At 71.0% G+C, this 16,094-nt stretch carries 18 protein-coding genes; 11 read left to right on the top strand and 7 right to left on the bottom strand.

Annotated features, from left to right (window positions below):
• Positions 1-41 precede the first annotated feature (41 nt).
• Positions 42-950, top strand: a complete 909-nt coding sequence (locus HZS55_RS08265; protein ID WP_179911215.1) for an SDR family oxidoreductase — start codon at positions 42-44, stop codon at positions 948-950.
• A 25-nt stretch (positions 951-975) separates the two neighbouring features.
• Here HZS55_RS08265 and HZS55_RS08260 read toward each other — a convergent pair whose 3' ends face one another.
• The 4 genes from HZS55_RS08260 to HZS55_RS08245 all read right to left on the bottom strand — a co-directional run bounded on the left by HZS55_RS08260 (position 976) and on the right by HZS55_RS08245 (position 3,286).
• Positions 976-1,293 carry a type II toxin-antitoxin system VapC family toxin gene (locus HZS55_RS08260; protein WP_179911214.1) on the bottom strand — a complete coding sequence of 106 codons (318 nt, stop codon included), beginning with the start codon at positions 1,291-1,293 and terminating at the stop codon, positions 976-978.
• 208 nt (positions 1,294-1,501) lie between these two features.
• Positions 1,502-1,681 carry a hypothetical protein gene (locus HZS55_RS08255; RefSeq protein WP_179911213.1) on the bottom strand — a complete coding sequence of 60 codons (180 nt, stop codon included), beginning with the start codon at positions 1,679-1,681 and terminating at the stop codon, positions 1,502-1,504.
• Positions 1,682-1,683: 2 nt separating this feature from the next.
• Entirely contained in the window at positions 1,684-2,757 is a 1,074-nt protein-coding gene (locus HZS55_RS08250; protein ID WP_179911212.1) for a glucose-1-phosphate thymidylyltransferase, read from the bottom strand.
• Between the two features lie 67 nt (positions 2,758-2,824).
• Complete coding sequence (locus HZS55_RS08245; protein ID WP_179911211.1) at positions 2,825-3,286, bottom strand: dTDP-4-dehydrorhamnose 3,5-epimerase family protein; 462 nt, start codon at positions 3,284-3,286, stop codon at positions 2,825-2,827.
• Between the two features lie 166 nt (positions 3,287-3,452).
• Between HZS55_RS08245 and HZS55_RS08240 the strand changes: the two genes are divergently transcribed.
• Complete coding sequence (locus HZS55_RS08240; RefSeq protein ID WP_246308390.1) at positions 3,453-3,878, top strand: NAD(P)/FAD-dependent oxidoreductase; 426 nt, start codon at positions 3,453-3,455, stop codon at positions 3,876-3,878.
• Positions 3,879-3,914: 36 nt separating this feature from the next.
• On the opposite strand, the gene HZS55_RS08235 is transcribed toward HZS55_RS08240, so the two are convergent.
• On the bottom strand, positions 3,915-4,319 hold the full coding sequence (locus HZS55_RS08235; RefSeq protein ID WP_179911209.1) for a helix-turn-helix domain-containing protein: 405 nt from the start codon (positions 4,317-4,319) through the stop codon (positions 3,915-3,917).
• 190 nt (positions 4,320-4,509) lie between these two features.
• Between HZS55_RS08235 and HZS55_RS08230 the strand changes: the two genes are divergently transcribed.
• A complete protein-coding gene (locus HZS55_RS08230; RefSeq protein ID WP_179911208.1) occupies positions 4,510-4,953 on the top strand; it encodes a DUF302 domain-containing protein in 444 nt (147 codons plus the stop codon).
• Between the two features lie 149 nt (positions 4,954-5,102).
• A complete protein-coding gene (locus HZS55_RS08225; protein WP_179911207.1) occupies positions 5,103-6,494 on the top strand; it encodes a glycosyltransferase in 1,392 nt (463 codons plus the stop codon).
• A 377-nt stretch (positions 6,495-6,871) separates the two neighbouring features.
• On the opposite strand, the gene HZS55_RS08220 is transcribed toward HZS55_RS08225, so the two are convergent.
• Positions 6,872-7,906 (bottom strand): AbrB/MazE/SpoVT family DNA-binding domain-containing protein, encoded by a 1,035-nt coding sequence (locus HZS55_RS08220; RefSeq protein WP_246308389.1) that lies wholly within the window; start codon positions 7,904-7,906, stop codon positions 6,872-6,874.
• A gap of 241 nt (positions 7,907-8,147) precedes the next feature.
• Positions 8,148-8,450: a DUF7521 family protein gene (locus HZS55_RS08215; protein WP_179911206.1), complete on the bottom strand. Its 303-nt coding sequence runs from the start codon at positions 8,448-8,450 to the stop codon at positions 8,148-8,150.
• Positions 8,451-8,765: 315 nt separating this feature from the next.
• Here HZS55_RS08215 and HZS55_RS08210 point away from each other — a divergent pair, with 315 nt between their 5' ends.
• The 7 genes from HZS55_RS08210 to HZS55_RS08180 all read left to right on the top strand — a co-directional run bounded on the left by HZS55_RS08210 (position 8,766) and on the right by HZS55_RS08180 (position 16,077).
• Positions 8,766-9,296, top strand: a complete 531-nt coding sequence (locus HZS55_RS08210) for a DoxX family protein (RefSeq protein ID WP_179911205.1) — start codon at positions 8,766-8,768, stop codon at positions 9,294-9,296.
• Positions 9,297-9,452: 156 nt separating this feature from the next.
• The gene (locus HZS55_RS08205) at positions 9,453-10,898 is read left to right on the top strand and encodes a hypothetical protein (protein WP_179911204.1); all 1,446 of its coding nucleotides are present in this window, start codon (positions 9,453-9,455) and stop codon (positions 10,896-10,898) included.
• On the top strand, positions 10,898-11,869 hold the full coding sequence (locus HZS55_RS08200) for a substrate-binding domain-containing protein (protein ID WP_179911203.1): 972 nt from the start codon (positions 10,898-10,900) through the stop codon (positions 11,867-11,869). Before HZS55_RS08205 ends, HZS55_RS08200 begins: the two co-directional genes overlap by 1 nt.
• A gap of 93 nt (positions 11,870-11,962) precedes the next feature.
• On the top strand, positions 11,963-12,412 hold the full coding sequence (locus tag HZS55_RS08195; RefSeq protein ID WP_179911202.1) for a CoxG family protein: 450 nt from the start codon (positions 11,963-11,965) through the stop codon (positions 12,410-12,412).
• Positions 12,409-14,721 carry a xanthine dehydrogenase family protein molybdopterin-binding subunit gene (locus tag HZS55_RS08190; RefSeq protein WP_179911201.1) on the top strand — a complete coding sequence of 771 codons (2,313 nt, stop codon included), beginning with the start codon at positions 12,409-12,411 and terminating at the stop codon, positions 14,719-14,721. The genes HZS55_RS08195 and HZS55_RS08190 overlap by 4 nt, the downstream gene beginning before the upstream one ends.
• Positions 14,714-15,610, top strand: coding sequence for an FAD binding domain-containing protein (locus tag HZS55_RS08185; RefSeq protein WP_179911200.1), 897 nt, complete (start codon positions 14,714-14,716; stop codon positions 15,608-15,610). The genes HZS55_RS08190 and HZS55_RS08185 overlap by 8 nt, the downstream gene beginning before the upstream one ends.
• A complete protein-coding gene (locus HZS55_RS08180) occupies positions 15,607-16,077 on the top strand; it encodes a (2Fe-2S)-binding protein (protein WP_179911199.1) in 471 nt (156 codons plus the stop codon). Before HZS55_RS08185 ends, HZS55_RS08180 begins: the two co-directional genes overlap by 4 nt.
• Positions 16,078-16,094: the final 17 nt, after the last annotated feature.

Raw genomic sequence — 16,094 nt, 5'->3', positions numbered from 1 at the left:
CAGCGCCGACGTATTTGTTTATCGACCCCCTACCGGACGACGTGCGCACGCTCGTCCTCGGCGCCGACGGTCGCCTCGGGAGCAACGTCGTCGCCGCCGCCCGCGACCGCGGCTGGACGGTCCGCGGCACCGTCCGCTCGGACCCGGCGGACCCACCGGTCCACTGCGACGAGTTCGACGTCCGCGACGCCGACCGCGCGGCCGCCGTCCTCGACGACGCCGCCCCCGAACTGGTCGTCAACTGCACCGCGACGGTCGACGTCGACGGCTGCGAGCGCGACCCCGAGCGGGCCCGTGCCGTCAACGGCCGCGCCCCCGGTTCTCTCGCCGGCGCCTGCGCCGAGCGCGGCGTCCCCTTCGTCCACGTCTCGACGGACTACGTCTTCGACGGCCGGGCGAGCGAGCCCTACGACGAGTCGGCCGAGCCGAACCCCCTCCAGGAATACGGCGAGTCGAAGCTCGCCGGCGAGCGCGCGGTCCGCGACGCCGGGGGCGAGACGCTCGTCGCCCGACTCTCCTTCGTCTACGGCACCCACGGCTTTTCGGGAGAACTCACCGGATTTCCCGCGTGGGTCCGCGACGAACTGGCCGCCGGCACCGCGGTCCCGCTGTTCACCGACCAGCGCGTCACGCCGACCCGCGCGGGCCAGGCCGCCGCGACGCTCCTCGGCCTGGCCGCCGCCGAGGCCCGCGGGACCTACCACGTCGCCGCGCGCTCCTGCGTGACCCCCCGCGAGTTCGGCGCCCTGATAGCCGAGCGGCTGGGCGTCGATCCGGGGCTCGTCGACGCGGGCTCGATGGGGGACGCGGACCGCGAGGCCGCGCGGCCGCGGGACACCTGCCTCGACGTGTCGAGGGTCGAAGCGACGCTGGGTCGGGACCAGCCGACGCTCGCGGAGGATCTGGCGGCGATCGACGGGGCGCTCGCGGCGAGTGTCGACGAACACTGACGGTCAGTGTGGACTGCCCGCGGCGTCACTCGTCGACGCCCGCATCGTCCGTATCGCTCGGGATCGCGGTGAATCCGAGCGTCCCGAAGTCGCTGTCGAAGGTGAAGACGCGGGCGACATCGCGTCGGTCGGCGAGTACGCCGGTGAGATGGTCGACGAGCGTGATCCGCTGGTCGTCGTAGCGCTCCAGCGCTCGGCAGGCCTCGTCGAAGGCGGTCGGGTCGGGGTGGACGACGGTGAACAGCCCCGAGTCACGGACGCGTTCGACGGCTCGCGCCGCGGCGGCGGGGCCAGCGTACCGGAGTGCCAGCGTAGCGAACTCCGACAGGACGTGGGTCGTCACGTACAGTGGCCGATGGACGAGGTCACCGACTGGGGACGCCCCCCTGAGTCGCTCATACCCGTGTGGTGACGACCGATCGACAAAGATCTGTCCCTGTTGGGACGTAACCCCCCGTATCCCGTCCATCTTGATGGGGTATCGACCCATCAAGGACACAACGCCCAGCGACGAGTCCGAAGCGGCCACCGAGAGCGTCGTTCGCCGGCGTTCAGAGCCGATACCGCTCCCTGTTGTCGAGGAAGTGCTCGCGGTCGCGCTCGGGCAGGTCCGAGAAGCGGAGGACCGCCTCGCAGTCGAGGCCGGGACACTTCGTGACGCGCCGGTCCTCCAGTTCGTTCGCGGAGACGACCGTTCCGCAGTCGGAGCAGGTGTGGGTGATTATCTTCATGCTCAGAACTTCAGCTCGGAGTTCTCGCCGACGACGAGCCGGTGGCCGTCGGGGCGGTGGCCGTCGGCGCTCTCGATCGACGCGTTGCGGCCGACGAGGCTGTCGACGATCCTGACCTCGGCGTCGACGTCGACCGCGCCGATGAGGACGCTGTTCTCGACGTGGGCCTCGGCGACGGTCGAACCGGGGCCGATCGAGGTGTAGGGGCCGACGTAGGCGCCGTCGCGGACGGTCGCGCCCTCGCCGATCGAGACCGGGCCGCGGACGACGGCGCTGGCTTCGATTTCGGCGCCGTCGCGTAGATCGACCCGACCGCGGGTCCGCGCGCCGTCGGCGATCCGCCCCGCGTCCGCCGGGTCGATGTCCTCGAGGACGAGCCGGTTGGCGTCGAGCACGTCGCCGGGCTTGCCGGTGTCTTTCCACCAGCCCTCGACGACGTGGGCGTCGACCGCCCGCCCCTCGTCGAGCAGCCACTGGAGCGCGTCGGTGATCTCCAGCTCCCCCCGCCAGGACGGTTCGAGGTCGGCGATGGCGTCGAAGACGGCCGGGGAGAACACGTAGATGCCGACCAGGGCGAGGTCGCTCGGCGGGTCGTCGGGCTTCTCGACCAGTCGCCGGACGGTCCCGTCGTCGTCGACCGCGGCGATCCCGAACTGGCGGGGCCGGTCGACGTGCTGGAGGGCGATGGCCGCGTCGCCGTCGCCGGCCTCGAAGCGCTCGACCAGCCGGCCGATGTCGCGGTTGAGGAGGTTGTCGCCGAGGTACATCACGAAGTCGTCGTCGCCGACGAACGCGCGGGCACAGCCCGCCGCGTGGGCCAGTCCCAGGGGAGCGCCCTGGACGACGTAGGTGATCTCGACGCCGTAGTCGCTCCCGTCGCCGAGCAGCGACTGGATGGCCTCGCGGCCCTTGTGCCCGAGGACGACGCCGATCTCGTCGATGCCGGCGGCGCGGAGGTCCTCGATGGCGTACTCGACGACCGGCTTGTTCGCGACCGGGATGAGCTGTTTGGGCCCGGTGTGGGTGATCGGCCGGAGCCGCGACCCCGTCCCACCGGCGAGCACGAGTCCCTTCACGCGCGGGCCCTCCCGACCGCGAGGGGTGAGCGTCCGGACATAGTCAGTGGGGCGCGTCCGGACATGGTCAGTGGGGCGTCTCGTCCCAGTCGAGGGGGATCTCGTCGGTGTCGGGGGGGAGGCGCTGCTCGTCGGGGTCGTCGTAGTCGTAGAGGTTCGTGGGCATGTTGAGAAGCAGCGCGCGCTCGTCGCCGACGACCTTGAACCCGTGCCAGCACTCGCCCGGGATCCGGACGAGCCGCTGGTCGTGTTCGCCGACGACGAACGTGTCGAGGTCGCCCCGCGTCGGCGACCCCTCGCGGTCGTCGTAGACGCCGACCTTGATCCGGCCGCTGGGGCAGACGAAGTGGTCGACCTGTCCCCGGACGTGGCGGTGCCACGCCCTGACGACCCCCGGGTAGCTCGTCGAGTGGTAACTCATCGACGGCTCCGGGTCGAACTCCGGCCAGTCCTCGCGGAAGCACTCGACCAGATGGCCGCGCTCGTCGGCGTTCACCTGAAGGTCCCGCACCGCGACGCCGTCTATCATGTTGCACGGGGGACGCCGCGGTCGCATTGTTACACGGAGCGTATCGCCCGCCGGGGTCGAGTGGGCCGGGCTTACTCCCGGTTGGCCGCCGGCCCGCCCGCCCGTCACCGACGGCGCGTCCCGACGCCGCGACGGTCGCGTCGAGCGGTTCGTCGGCGACGACGCCGTGACCGCGATCGAGACCGGCGACGGGCGCATCCCGGTCGACGCCGTGCTCGTCGACGAGGGCGTCGAACCGAACGCCGAGCTGGCCGCCGACGCCGGGATCGAGCGCGGCGAGACGGCCCGAGCAGCCGACTTCGATCCCGTCGAGGAGACGATCACGACCATCTCCCGTGCCCACTACTACCCCGGCGGGTCGCGCATCGTCGCCGAGATGGGCGCCGACGCCGACGACGGCCGGCTGCTCGGCGCCGGCCTCGTCGGCGAGGAGGGGTGTGCCCACCGGATCAACGCCGCCGCGACCGCGCTCCACACGGAACTCACCGTGGCGGAACTGGCCGACCTCGACTTCGGCTACTCGCCGCCGTTCGGCCCGGTCTGGGACCCCGTACTCACCGCGGCGAAGGCTGTCGACGGCGACCTGGCGTGACGGTCCCGCGAGTCACGCCAGCGCGCTCCGGGCCGGTCAGCCCTCGACCGAGCCGGCGGGCGTCTCGGTGTCCTCGTACTTCGTCTCGAACTCGCGGATGAGCTGGCCCATCTTGGCGTACCAGTCGTTGAGCATGCGCTGCATGTCGTCGGCGATGGTCGCCGGGTCGGCGGGCTCGTAGACGTGGTAGTAGCCGCCCTGGTCGTAGTTGACCTGTTCCTTCCGGATGAAACCGGTCTGGAGCAGCCGCTGGACGGCGCGGTAGGCGGTCGAGCGCTCGCGGTCGACGGCCGCCGCGACCTCGTCGACCGTCAGCGGCTCGTCGGTGTCGACCAACGCCTGGAAGACGTCCCTGTCGAGCTGTTTGAGCCCGTGGAAACACTCCAGAAGCCCCCCACACTCCATGTCCCGCTGTAGTTGTTCGGACATCGAATCCGGCATCTGTGTGCCGAACGCTACGGAATCGACGGGTATAAGATTTGTGTACAGATCGTGCAATTGTAGACGTGAATCGGAGGTGTGTGCGGTTGGGATCGACGCGGAGGGGGACTTCGATCCGGATAGATACGCGAAGTGAGAGGAGTGCCCCCGCCGAAATATATTTGTTCTGAACGCCCAATGCTCTACAACAATGACGCTCCCGATCGACCCGACCGAGATCGACCCCGACGACTTCGGCGAGGCCCAGACCACGCTGCAGATGGACCACGAGGAAGCCGTCGAACGCGTCCGCGAGGCGTTCACCGATGTCGGCATGGGGATCCCCGTGGAGTTCTCGCCGTCGGAGATGCTCAACGAGAAGGTCGACGCCGACAGGGACCCCTACTACGTGCTGGGGGCCTGCAACCCGGCGATCGCCGACAGAGCGCTCGACGCGACCGACAACAGGCTCGGCGCGCTGATGCCCTGTAACGTCGTCGTCTGGGAGCAAGAGCCCGGCGTCCAGCGCGTCTACCACGTCTCGATCATGCGCATCGCGCGACTCCTCGGGATGGTCTCCGACGAGGAAGCGATGGACGGGATCGTCGCCGAGACCGGCGAACTCGTCGACGAGGCCTTCGCGAACCTCGACTGAACGGCCGCGCCACCGCCGCCGGATCCGCCGCCTGGCGTCCGCCCGCGGCCGAGACGACTCCCTCGCCCCCTCCGCCGGTTTCGCCGAGTTGCCGATCGTGAAGTCGTACATACATTTATATGCGAGAAGCGTGCGACGGTCGAGATACGATGCGTCCCCGAAACGCCCTCCCCTCCGTTAGCCCCGGCCCTGGCCGTCTCCGTCGGACGCTCCGTCGCAGCGCCGCCGCGGTTCGAGCGCTCCGTCCGGACTCCGTCCGGGAGGCGGTCGACGCGACCGCGTACGTCGGCCTCGTCGCCGCCGTCGTCGTCGCCGGCTACCTCCAGGGCGGCATGACCGTCGTCGTCGCGGTCCCGACCGTCCTCGGAATCGGCCTCGGCAGTATCGTCGTCGTCCAGGCGGTGATGGCCTGTTTCACCGTCTCCGGCATGTTCGGCTGCTCGGCGCTCGCCCTGTTCGGCCAGCGCGCCGTCGAGGAGACCGGCCGCCGCCCGTCGACCGGCCCGACCGTCACCGCCGTCGTCCCCGTCCACCGCGACGCCGCCGTCCTCGACCGCAGCGTCGAGAGCCTGCTCGACGGCCGCTACGAGGACCTGCGGGTGGTCGTCGTCGCCGAACCCGACGACGAGGCCTCGATCGCACGCGCCCGCGAGTACGCCGCCCGCGAGGCCCGCGTCGAAGTGCTGGTCAACACCCGCTACCCCGGCAGCAAGGCCGGCGCCGTCAACTACGCCGCCGAGGCGACCGACTCGCCGTACCTCGCCGTCTTCGACGCCGACGAGCGGGTCGACCCGCGGTTCGTCTCGACGGCCGTCGCCCGGCTGGACGACTGCGACGTGGTGCAGGGCCGGACCGTCCCCGAGCCCGACGGGCTCGTCGAGACGATCGCCTACTACGAGTCGGTCGTGCTGGGCGACCTGAGCCAGCGCCTGCTCACGCTGGTGACCGACTTCACGATGGCCGCCAGCCGCACCGTCGTGATGCGCCGGTCGGCCTTCGAAGCGGTCGACGGCTACGACCCCGCGATGCTCACCGAGGACTACGCCTTCGCCTTCGACTGCTACGAGGCCGACCTCGACGTGGTCGAACTGCTCTCGCAGGCCTCGACCATCGAGGGCGCCCACAGCGTCGCCGACTGGTGGGGCCAGCGCAAGCGCTGGATGACCGGCTACGCCCAGACGCTCCACGACCTCCTGGTCGGGTGTCGCTCCCCGCGCAACTACCGGACGCTGCTCGCCCCGCTGCTGTGTGCCGGATCGGTGTTCGGCAACGTGTTCATGCTCTCGCTGGTCTCGAAGGCCGCCGTCCTCGTCGTCAGCGGCGCGGTGACCTGGCTCGCGCTCCCCGTCGCGACGCTGGCCGGCGCCGCGCTGGCGCTGCGAGTCAGCGACGCTCGGCGGGGGCGGGTCGACTCCGTCGGCCTCGCGTGGCTCGCGACGCCGCTGGTCCTCCCGCTGTACAGCCTCGTCGGCATCCGCGCCGCCGTCGCCTACCTGTTCACCTGGGACGGCGAGTGGTACAGCGTCGCCAAGGGGGTCTGAGCGGTCCACCACGTCGCTGGCGCTTCGTCCGTGCTCTCGGCGGCGTCACGGCTCGGACACGGAGCGGTCAGCCGGCCCTCGCCCGGTGCGTGACCATCCGGTACACGTCTCGATAACGGGCGTTCTCGGTCGCCCTGAGAAGTGTCCCGTTCGCCGTCGTCTTCGGCGACTCACCCCCAGTCAGTCGTTCTTCGACCGGCTCCGCCGCGTCGCTGGCCGTGCGGGCGGCGGCCGGGCTCGGCTGAGCGCCGCCGGCGTTCGACGGACTCTCATCGCGTGCGACACGCGAGCGACCGACCCCAGTTCGGACTGGGCTTTTTCTCGTCCCGGCGCTCGGCGCGACGTTCACGGGACCTACCGGCCGAGCGGAGGGCGACCTATCCGTCGACGACCGACGGGTCGCGGAAGGTCAGGTCCGTCGCGACGGAGATGCTGTTCTCCGCGGCGCGGGCGCTCCGTTCGAGCAGGACCACCGACCGCTGGAGGGCCAACAGCGGTTCGGGTCGCGCCGTCGCGAGGTGCTCGTTCATCGACTCGACCTCGTCGTCGACCCGGTCGAAGGCGTCGTTCGCCCGCTCGATCCCCTCGTAATCGCGGTCGTTGACGCTTTTGATGGCGATATCGGCCGCCTCGTCGATCGTCTCCCGGAGCGTTTCGATGCGCTCGGTCGTCGCCGCGTCGGGCGTCCCCTCCTGCTCCCGGGCGATCGTCGCGATCTCACAGGCCGCGTCGGCCATCGAGAGGATGTCCGCGGCGATCGACCGGAACCCGATGATCGGGAGATCCGCCTCCAGCCCGACGTCCTGGCTGAGCCGCGGGTTCTGGTAGGTCGTGAACAGGAGCCGCAGGAAGAGGAAGTAGAGCTTCTCGACCTGCGGGTACCGCTTGGAGACGACGCGCGCGGTCGAGGTGTCGCCGTCGATCAGCGCCGTCACCGCGTCGTCGCGCATCGACGCCTCCGTCCGGTGGAGCCGGTCGAGCAGCGTCGGGATATCGAAGTCGTCGGGCGCGACGGAACACCGGACCGTCACCACCTGGTCGCGCTGTTCGATCGCGCCCAGCCCCATCAACCGCCGTTCGGCCGCCAGGACGCCGTCGTGATGGGAGAGTTTCAGCGGCTCGGACCCCTCGATCCGGACGATCTGTCGACCCAGCACGTACTGACTGATGAGCGCCCGCTCCAGCGCCTCGTTCTCCAACAGGTCCGCGTTGATCAGCGTCTCCTCCTCGTCGTTCGATGACCGCTCCGGGATCAACAGCAGCGACTCCCCGTTTTTCGATTCCTGAAGGGTCACCTGGTCGCTCTTGTCGATGTCGTGGGCGCGCGCCCACTCGACCGGTATCGAGACGCCGAACGTCGACGACCCCAGCTTCTGTACCTTCCGTTTCATCCGCGATGGATCGTCGTTCATACCTGGCGTTCGACCGTAGTAATCCTCAGATCGAATATCCACATAACGCTTCTCTAGGTATCCACTATTACCGCATTGAGAGGTTTTCAGTGATCCATGTATTCGGTACACCTGTGGGCGTACCCGTACAGGTACGGACACCAGTCGCGAGCCCGTCGAGCGGACGGCCGCTCCGCTCGCGATACTGACGGGTCCGGTCGGCGGGACGGCGACGACTGACCGAACCCCCGTCCGGCCGCTGTCACGCCCGAACGGGTCGACCGGCGGGGTACAGCGACCGGACCAGCAGCGCGAACCCCGGGGCGACGAGCAGCCCCTGCACGAACAGGGTCGATTCGGCGTCGAGTCCGAGCGCGACCGCGCCCAGTGCCCCGGCCAGCGGGCCGAGCGCGATCGCGGCGAGTCCGTAACTCAGCAGCCACAGCTCGCGCGACGCGGTTCGATTGGCCGCCCTGTACGCGAGCGAGGCGACGAGCGCGCCGGAGACGACGGCGACCGTCGTCACGACGAGCGTCGCGACCGTCAGCGGAGTGTGCGTCGACATGGGTGAATCACCGTCGGGGAGCGGTCGCCGTCCGGTCCGTCGCCCCGCGGCGGGCGACGACGGCATCCGGACCGCGACCGGTCGGTCCCCGGCCGTGTGCGAAGCTACCACGGAGGCGACCTTCAAGCCCGGACGGGCTTCTCGCCGGCCGGGAACGGGAGGTGACGTGGTCGCTCGCGCCACCGCGGCGGACCGGGCGGGATCCGCGTTCTGTGGGGCGATATCGCCGGTATCGCCGTCTCGAGTGCGCGCGTCCGGTCCCAGCGGCTGGGAATCACGGCACGGCTTATCCGCTCGCTGGCGGAACGTCGGTGTATGGCGACCCGAGAACTCGAATCACAGGTGTTCGGCTGGGACGTGGAGTTCACCTACTCGGAGACGTGGATAGGGTACGCGCTGTTCGCATTGCGGCTCATCATGGGCTGGACGCTCTTTTACGCCGGGATCACGAAAGTCGTCGATCCCGAGTGGAGCGTCCGCGGGTTCCTGCTGTACGGGATCCCCGACGGCAACCCGCTGACCGGCCTGTGGACGGCGATGGGCAACGACTGGGCCTGGCTGCTGACGCCGCTGAACCAGCTCGGGCTGACGCTCGTCGGCCTCGCGCTGATCCTCGGACTCTTTGTCCGGTTCAGCGCGTTCTGGGGCGCCACGATGATGCTGTTCTACTGGCTGGCCTCCTATCCCTTCGACAACGCCCTGCTCATCGACTACCACATGGTGTACGTCTTCCTGCTGTTCGGCCTCGGCGCGTTCGGCGCCGGCCGGATCCTCGGTCTGGACGCCCGCATCGAGGAGCTCGACGTCGTCGAACAGTACCCGCAGCTCCGGCTGTTCCTGGGATAGCTCGTGCCCGTCGGCCGGCACCGACGGCCGACCGCTTTCTCGTTTCGACACCGCCGACCGCGAGCCGTGGTCGATTCACCCCTTAACTCTTGCCGTGTCCACCGCCAGTGTGGAAGCCGGCACAGACGTATTCGAGGGAGCCGCGAACGGACAGACATGGACGACGAATCCGGAGTGTCCAGCGACCTGAAGGAGACGCTCCAGCGCCACCGTCGCGGCAGCGGCTCGGACGGCACGCTGGTGCTGAGCGACCAGGAGGGGTACGTCGGCGACGAGATCACCTTGAAGGGCCGTAACTTCCCGGCCGACGAGGAGTACGAGCTGCTGTGGAACTCGACGGAAGGTCGGTGGGGCGTCCTGGAGGGCAACGAGGTCGTCGGCCCGCAGTACCAGCCCCGGACCGACCGCATCGCGACCGTCAGGACCGACGCCGACGGCGCCTTCGACGAGGACTGGACGATCCCGAGAGACTACGGCGGCGCCCACCGGATCCAGGTCCAGAACGGCGACGGGAACGTCCTCGCGCGCGACGAGTTCTCGGTCACGCCCCACTTCGAGATCGACCGCACCGAGGCGCCGCTGGGCGAGGCCTTTACTATCACCGGCTACGGGATCGGCCCGAACGTCGTCACGAACAACTACCAGATCTCCTGGGACAACGGCAACGTCGGGTTCGTGACCGGCGTGATGAACCGCGGGACCGCGACCGCCGAGATCCGCGCGGTCGGCCCGCCCGGCGAACACGTCATCCAGGTGTGGCGCAACTACAAGGGGGTCCCCTACCTCCAGAACAACACCCAGTCGCCGTACGGCCCGGTCGCGGGCGGCCGCCAGTCGGTCTGGACCGTCGAGGTGACCGAGCCCGACGACGACCCCCGGACCGCCTGGGTCGACCCGCTGCTCGACGAGCAGCCGATGAGCGTCCACTACCCCGAGATCGACGCCGACACCGAGGCCGAACTGGAGATCTCGCCCCCCTCGGGCCAGGCCGGGACGACCGCCGTACTCACCGGCCGGAACTTCCCCGCCGAGACCGAGGTCGAGTTGATCTGGTACCGCCACGAGGGCCACCGCGTCAAGGGGATCCCGATCACTCCCGAGCCCAAGCCGGACGTGCTCCCGACGGTCGAAACCGATTCGGAGGGCGGCTTCCAGACGGAGATCGCGATCCCCCGCGCCGAGGGGTCGACCCGCCCGATCACCGCCGCCGTCGACGGCCGCGAGGTCGCCGTGACCGGGTTCATGATGCAGCCCTCCATCGAGACGTTCGCGCCCGTCCGCGGCCCCGTCGGGACGGAGATCGACATCGAGCTGTCGGGGATCGGCTGGACCATCTACGAGAACGCCCCCTTCTTCGTCTACGACAACACGCCGCTGGGCTACGTCTGTGGCACCGCCGGCGACGACAAGGAGGGCACCGTCCACGCGCGGCTCCGGGCGGCCGGCGAGCCCGGCTGGCACTTCCTCGACGTCTATCCCAGCCTCTTCGACATGCAGGAGGAGAAACCCGTGTTCGAAGTCCGCCCGCACCTCTCGTATCTCGACAACCACCCCGTCCGGCCGCTGCCGGCGCTGCACATGGCCTTCGAGGTCACCGAGTGATGGCGCTGGATCTCTCGCTCGCCGTCCACCCCTACGCCTGGACCCAGCCCCTCCGGGACGGCCGCGTCGAGCCCGAGGGGGTCGACCTCTCGGCGGTGAACTACCCCAACCCCGTCCGCTTCTCCCGGATGGTCCGGGACCTGGAGTTCGACGCCTGCGAGCTGTCGATGGGGACCTACCTCGCCACCCGCCGCGACGCCGACCGCTTTCCGTTCACCGCCCTCCCGATATTCCCCTTCCGCAAGTTCCGCCACGCGTACATGTACGTCCGCGAGGGCGCGGGGATCGATTCGGTCGCGGATCTCGCGGGCGCCCGCGTCGGCATCGTCAACTGGCAGACGACGACGGGGATCTGGCAGCGCGGGACCCTCGCCGACCGCCACGGCCTCGACCTCGCCGAGGTGGAGTGGGTTGCCGGCGGGTCGGAGATCGTCGACGTGGACGTGCCCGAGCGGTTCGACCTGGAGTACGTCGGCCACCAGGGGTCGACGATCGGCCTCCTCGAAGGGATGATCGAACGCGCCGAGATAGACGCGATCTTCCACCCCGTCGACGCCGGGATCGCGAACGCCCGCCGGCTGTTCGACGACGCGAAAGCCGTCGAGCAGCGCTACTACCGCGAGACGGGCATCTTCCCGGTCATGCACGCGATCGTCGTCCGCGACGAGGTGCTCGCCGAGCACCCCTGGGTCGTCCAGCCGCTGTACGACGCCTTCCAGCACGCCAAGGAGATCGGCCTCTCGGCGCTGGAGCGCCCGCGCGAACTCCCGCTGGTGTGGGCGGACGTGTACGCCGACGAACAGCGGTCGGTGCTGGGCGAGGACCCCTGGGAGTACGGGCTCACCGAGGACAACGTCGCCGCCGTCGAGACGCTGGCCGGGTACGCCCACGACCAGGGCGTCGCCGCCGAGCGCTACGATCCGGGCGAGCTGTTCGCGACCGACCACCTCGACACCGACTACTACGCCTGAACTCGGGTTCGAGTCCGCCCGGACCGACCCGGGCGCTCCCACTCGGCGGGATTCCCCGTCGCGCGTTTACGTCGGTCGCACCGACGCTTCCGTATGGAGTTCGAGGGAACCGAGACGGTCCCGGTCGAGCGGTCGGCGGCCTGGGACCTGATCACCGACCCGGCCGTGTTGACCACGTGCGTCATGGGCGCCGAGGAGATCGCGCGGGTCTCCGAGGACCGCTACGAGGGGGCGATCCGCCAGCGGATCACCGGGATCGACGTGGCGCTCGACGGCGAAGTCCGGATCGAGGAGCGCGACCGCCCGGAGTGGCTCCGCTTCACCGGCGTCGGGACGGACTCCCGAACCGGGAGCCGCATGGACGCCGACGTGACGGTGACGCTGACCGACGAGGGCGCGGCGACCGAGTTGGCGTACGACGTAGACGTGACCTTCACCGGCCGATTGGCGACGATGGGGTCGCGGGTGCTCCGCCGGCAGGTCCGCGCCAACGTCGAGACGTACTTCGAGAACCTCGTCGACCGCGTGGAGGCCCGCGCGTGACGCCCGGGCACTCCGGCCCCGACCCGAAGTCCGCCGTCGGGTCGTCGGCCACGCGCAAGGACGCCCGGGCGAAGGTCCGCGGCCGGGCCCGCTACGCGACCGACGTGGACCACCCCGACGCGCTCGTCGGGGGCGTCGTCCGGTCGCCGGTCCCTCACGCCGAAATCGTGGGGTTCGACGGCGACGCGGCCGCCGCGATGGACGACGTGGCCGCCGTGGTCCCCCGCTGGGACCTGCCGGGCGGGTTCGACGACCGCGTCCGCCACTACGGGGACGCTATCGCCGCCGTCGCCGCTGAGACCCCCGCGGCCGCAGACGCGGCGGTGGAGGCCATCGAGTACGACCTCGACCCGCTGGCGTCGGTCCACGACCCCCGCGAGAGCGTCCGTTCGGGCGCCCCCGTCGTGCAGGCCGACCCGGCGTTCGGCCAGCCCGACCGCCACCCCCTCCGGGTAGACAACCCCGAGTACGTCCGCAACGTCGACGACTACCACGCCCTCGAAGTGGGCGATCCCGACGCCGCGTTCGCCGCCGCCGACCACGTCCACGAGGCGAGCTACCGGACGCCGCGGGTCACCCACTGCAACCTCGACCGGCACTGCGCGGTCGCCGAGTGGTCCGGGGAGACGCTCCGCGTGACCGCGACGCTCGGCAACCGCGGCCACGCCGAGAAGACGCTCGAACGGCTGTTCGACGACCCCGAGGGCGAGGCCGAAGTCGAAGTCGAGGTCAAACGTCCCCCGACCGCGGGGTCGAGCTTCGGCGGGCGGTCGCTGACGAAGCTCACTCTCGAACCGGTCGCGGCCGCGCTGGCCCGGGAAGCCGGACGGTCCGTCCGACTCGAATTCGACCGCGAGACGGAGTTCTCGGCCGCCGAGTCACGCCACGCGACCCACCTCGACCTGAAAGCGGGGGCGACCGACGACGGCCGCCTCACCGCCCTGTCGGTCGACGCCGTCGCCGACACCGGCCCGTACCCCAACGGCGTCGGCCACGTCGTCCTGAGCGCCTGCCGCGGCCGGCCGCTCGACACCTACGCCGTCGAGAACTACCGCTTCGAGGGCGTCTCGGCGTTCACTAACAACCCGCCAGCCGGCGAGTACCGCGGTATCGGCGTCACGCAGATCACCTGGGCGCTGGAGTCCCACCTCGACGAACTCGCCCGCCGGGCCGGGTTCGACCCCGTCGCCGTCCGCCGGCGCAACTGGGTCGCCGAGGGCGACGAACGGCCCCACGCCGACGCGCCGGTGAGCAGTTGCGGCCTCCGCGAGTGCCTCGACCGCGGTCGGGCGCGGTTCGAGGAGCTGCGAGCGAGCCCCGACGCCGGCGGCGACGACCGGGACGGCCCCGAGAGCGAGCGATCCGACGACACCGTCTACGGCCGGGGCGTCGCCGCGGGCGGGCAGATCACGACGCCCGCCGCCGGGAACAACGACGACTACGCCGGGGCGCGCCTGACCCTCGCGCCCGACGGTTCGCTGGCCGTCCGCACGGGCGCCATCGACGTGGGCCAGGGCGCCGCGACCGCGCTCGCCCAGATCGCCGCCGAGGCCACCGGACTGGCGCTCGACCGGGTGACAGTCCAGGGCTACGACCCCGACGACGCGGTCGACGACAAGTACGGCTCGGTCGCCAACCGGACGACGTACCTCGTCGGCGCGGCGATCCGCGACGGCGCCGACGACCTGTGCGACCGACTGCGCGCTCGCGCGGCCGACCACCTCGACGCACCGCCCGAGGACCTGGCGGTCCGGGAGGGCCGCGTCGAGTCGCCCGACGGGAGCGCTATCTCGGTCGGCGCGCTCGTCGACGACCCCCTCGCGGTCACGGGTCGCGCCGAGACCGAGCGGGCGCCGCTGGCCTACGGCGTCCACTTCGCCGAGGTCGCCGTCGACACCGGGACCGGCGCGGTCGACGTGACCGCCTACGTCGCCGCCCAGGACGTTGGCTACGCGATCAACCCGACGCTCGTCGAGGGCCAGATCGAGGGCGCCGTCGGCCACGGGATCGAGTTCGCGCTCACTTCCGAGGTTCAGCTGGAGGGGGGCGTGCCGACCAACGCGACACTGGCCGACTACCCCGTGAGTTCGCCCGCCGAGATGCCCGACCGGCTGGCCTGTGAGATCGTCGAGTCCGCGGAGGAATCCGGTCCGTACGGCGCGAAGGGCGTCGGGACGCCGTCGATCACGCCCGTCGCGCCCGCGGTCACGAGCGCGGTCCGTGACGCCGTCGGCGAGCGGTTCACCGCGGCGCCCGTCCGCGACGAGGACGTGCTGTTCGCGCTCGACGGGAGTGAGAGCGATGACTGACGGGACCGCCGACGCGACCGGGCGCTCGGAGGCCGACTACTACCGCCCGGAGACGGTCGAGGCCGCCTGTCGGCGACTGCGCGACGCCGACGGCCGGGTGCGAATCGTCGCCGGCGGCCAGACGCTGCTGCCCCTCGTCCGGCAGGGGCTGGTCGACGCCGACGCGTTCGTCGACGTGAGCGCGGTCCCGGGGCTGTCCGGCGTCACGGTCGAGGATGGCCGCGCGACCGTCGGCGCGACGACGACCTACGCCGAACTGGCCGACCACGGCCTGGCCGACCGCGTCGCCGCGCTGGGCGAGGCCTGCGCCGTCGTCGCCGACCGGCAGGTCAGGACCCTCGGGACCGTCGGCGGGGCCGTCGCCCACGGCGATCCGACGTTCGACCTGCTCGCGCCGCTCCGCGCACTGGACGCCGACGTGGGACTGGCGGGCCCGGACGGCCGCCGGCGCGTCCCCCTGAGCGAGTTCCTGATCGGCCACCTCCGAACGGATCGCCACGAGGGCGAACTGGTGACCGACGTGACGTTCGACCGTCCCGATCCCGAGCGGTCGGGCTCGGCCTACGAACGCCACGCCGCCGCCGGATCGGGCCGGGCGACCGCCGGCGTCGCCGCGGTCGTGACCCTCGTCGACGGTGCCGTCGAGACCGCTCGCGTCGCCTGCTCGGCCGTCGCGGACACGCCCGTCCGCGCGCACGCGGTGGAGGGCGACCTGACCGGCGAGGCGGCGAGCGCCGAGGCCGTCGCAGCCGCGAGCGAGCGAGCGCCCGCGGACATCGACCCCATCGACGACGAGGCGGGGTCGCCCGCGTACAAACGCCGGCTGGTCGCGACGCTCACCGAGCGGAGTCTGCTGAGCGCCATCGGCCGGGCGGGAGGGTCGCCATGAGAGTCGCCTTCGAACTCGACGGCGAGGAGCGGACCGTCGAGACGCCGCCCGACCGCTCGCTGCGGGAACTGCTCCGCGAGGACTGCGACGCCCGGAGCGTCAAGGCCGGCTGCGACGGCGGCCGCTGTGGCGCCTGCACCGTCCTGCTCGACGGCGACGCCGTGAAGGCCTGTCTGGTCATGGCCGCGAAGGTCGACGGCCGATCGGTCACCACCGTCGAGGGCATCGCCACCGGGAGCCTCGGCCGCGAGGTGCAGGACGCCTTCGAGGAACACAGCGCCCTGCAGTGTGGCTACTGCACCCCGGGGTTCGTGCTGTCGGCGCTCGCCCACCTCGACGACGACCCCGACGCCGACCGCGAGGCGCTCCGGTCGGCCCTGTCGGGCAACGTCTGTCGCTGCACCGGCTACGAGAAGATCATCGACGCCGTCGCGGCGGTCGCCGAGCGGCGCGGCGACGCGGAGTGACGCGCAGTCGCGGATTC

It is taken from the genome of Halosimplex rubrum (assembly GCF_013415885.1).
Taxonomy (GTDB): Archaea; Halobacteriota; Halobacteria; order Halobacteriales; family Haloarculaceae; genus Halosimplex; species Halosimplex rubrum.
The sequence above is the reverse complement of the archived record's forward strand: the minus strand, read 5'-3'. Positions and strand labels throughout refer to the sequence as shown.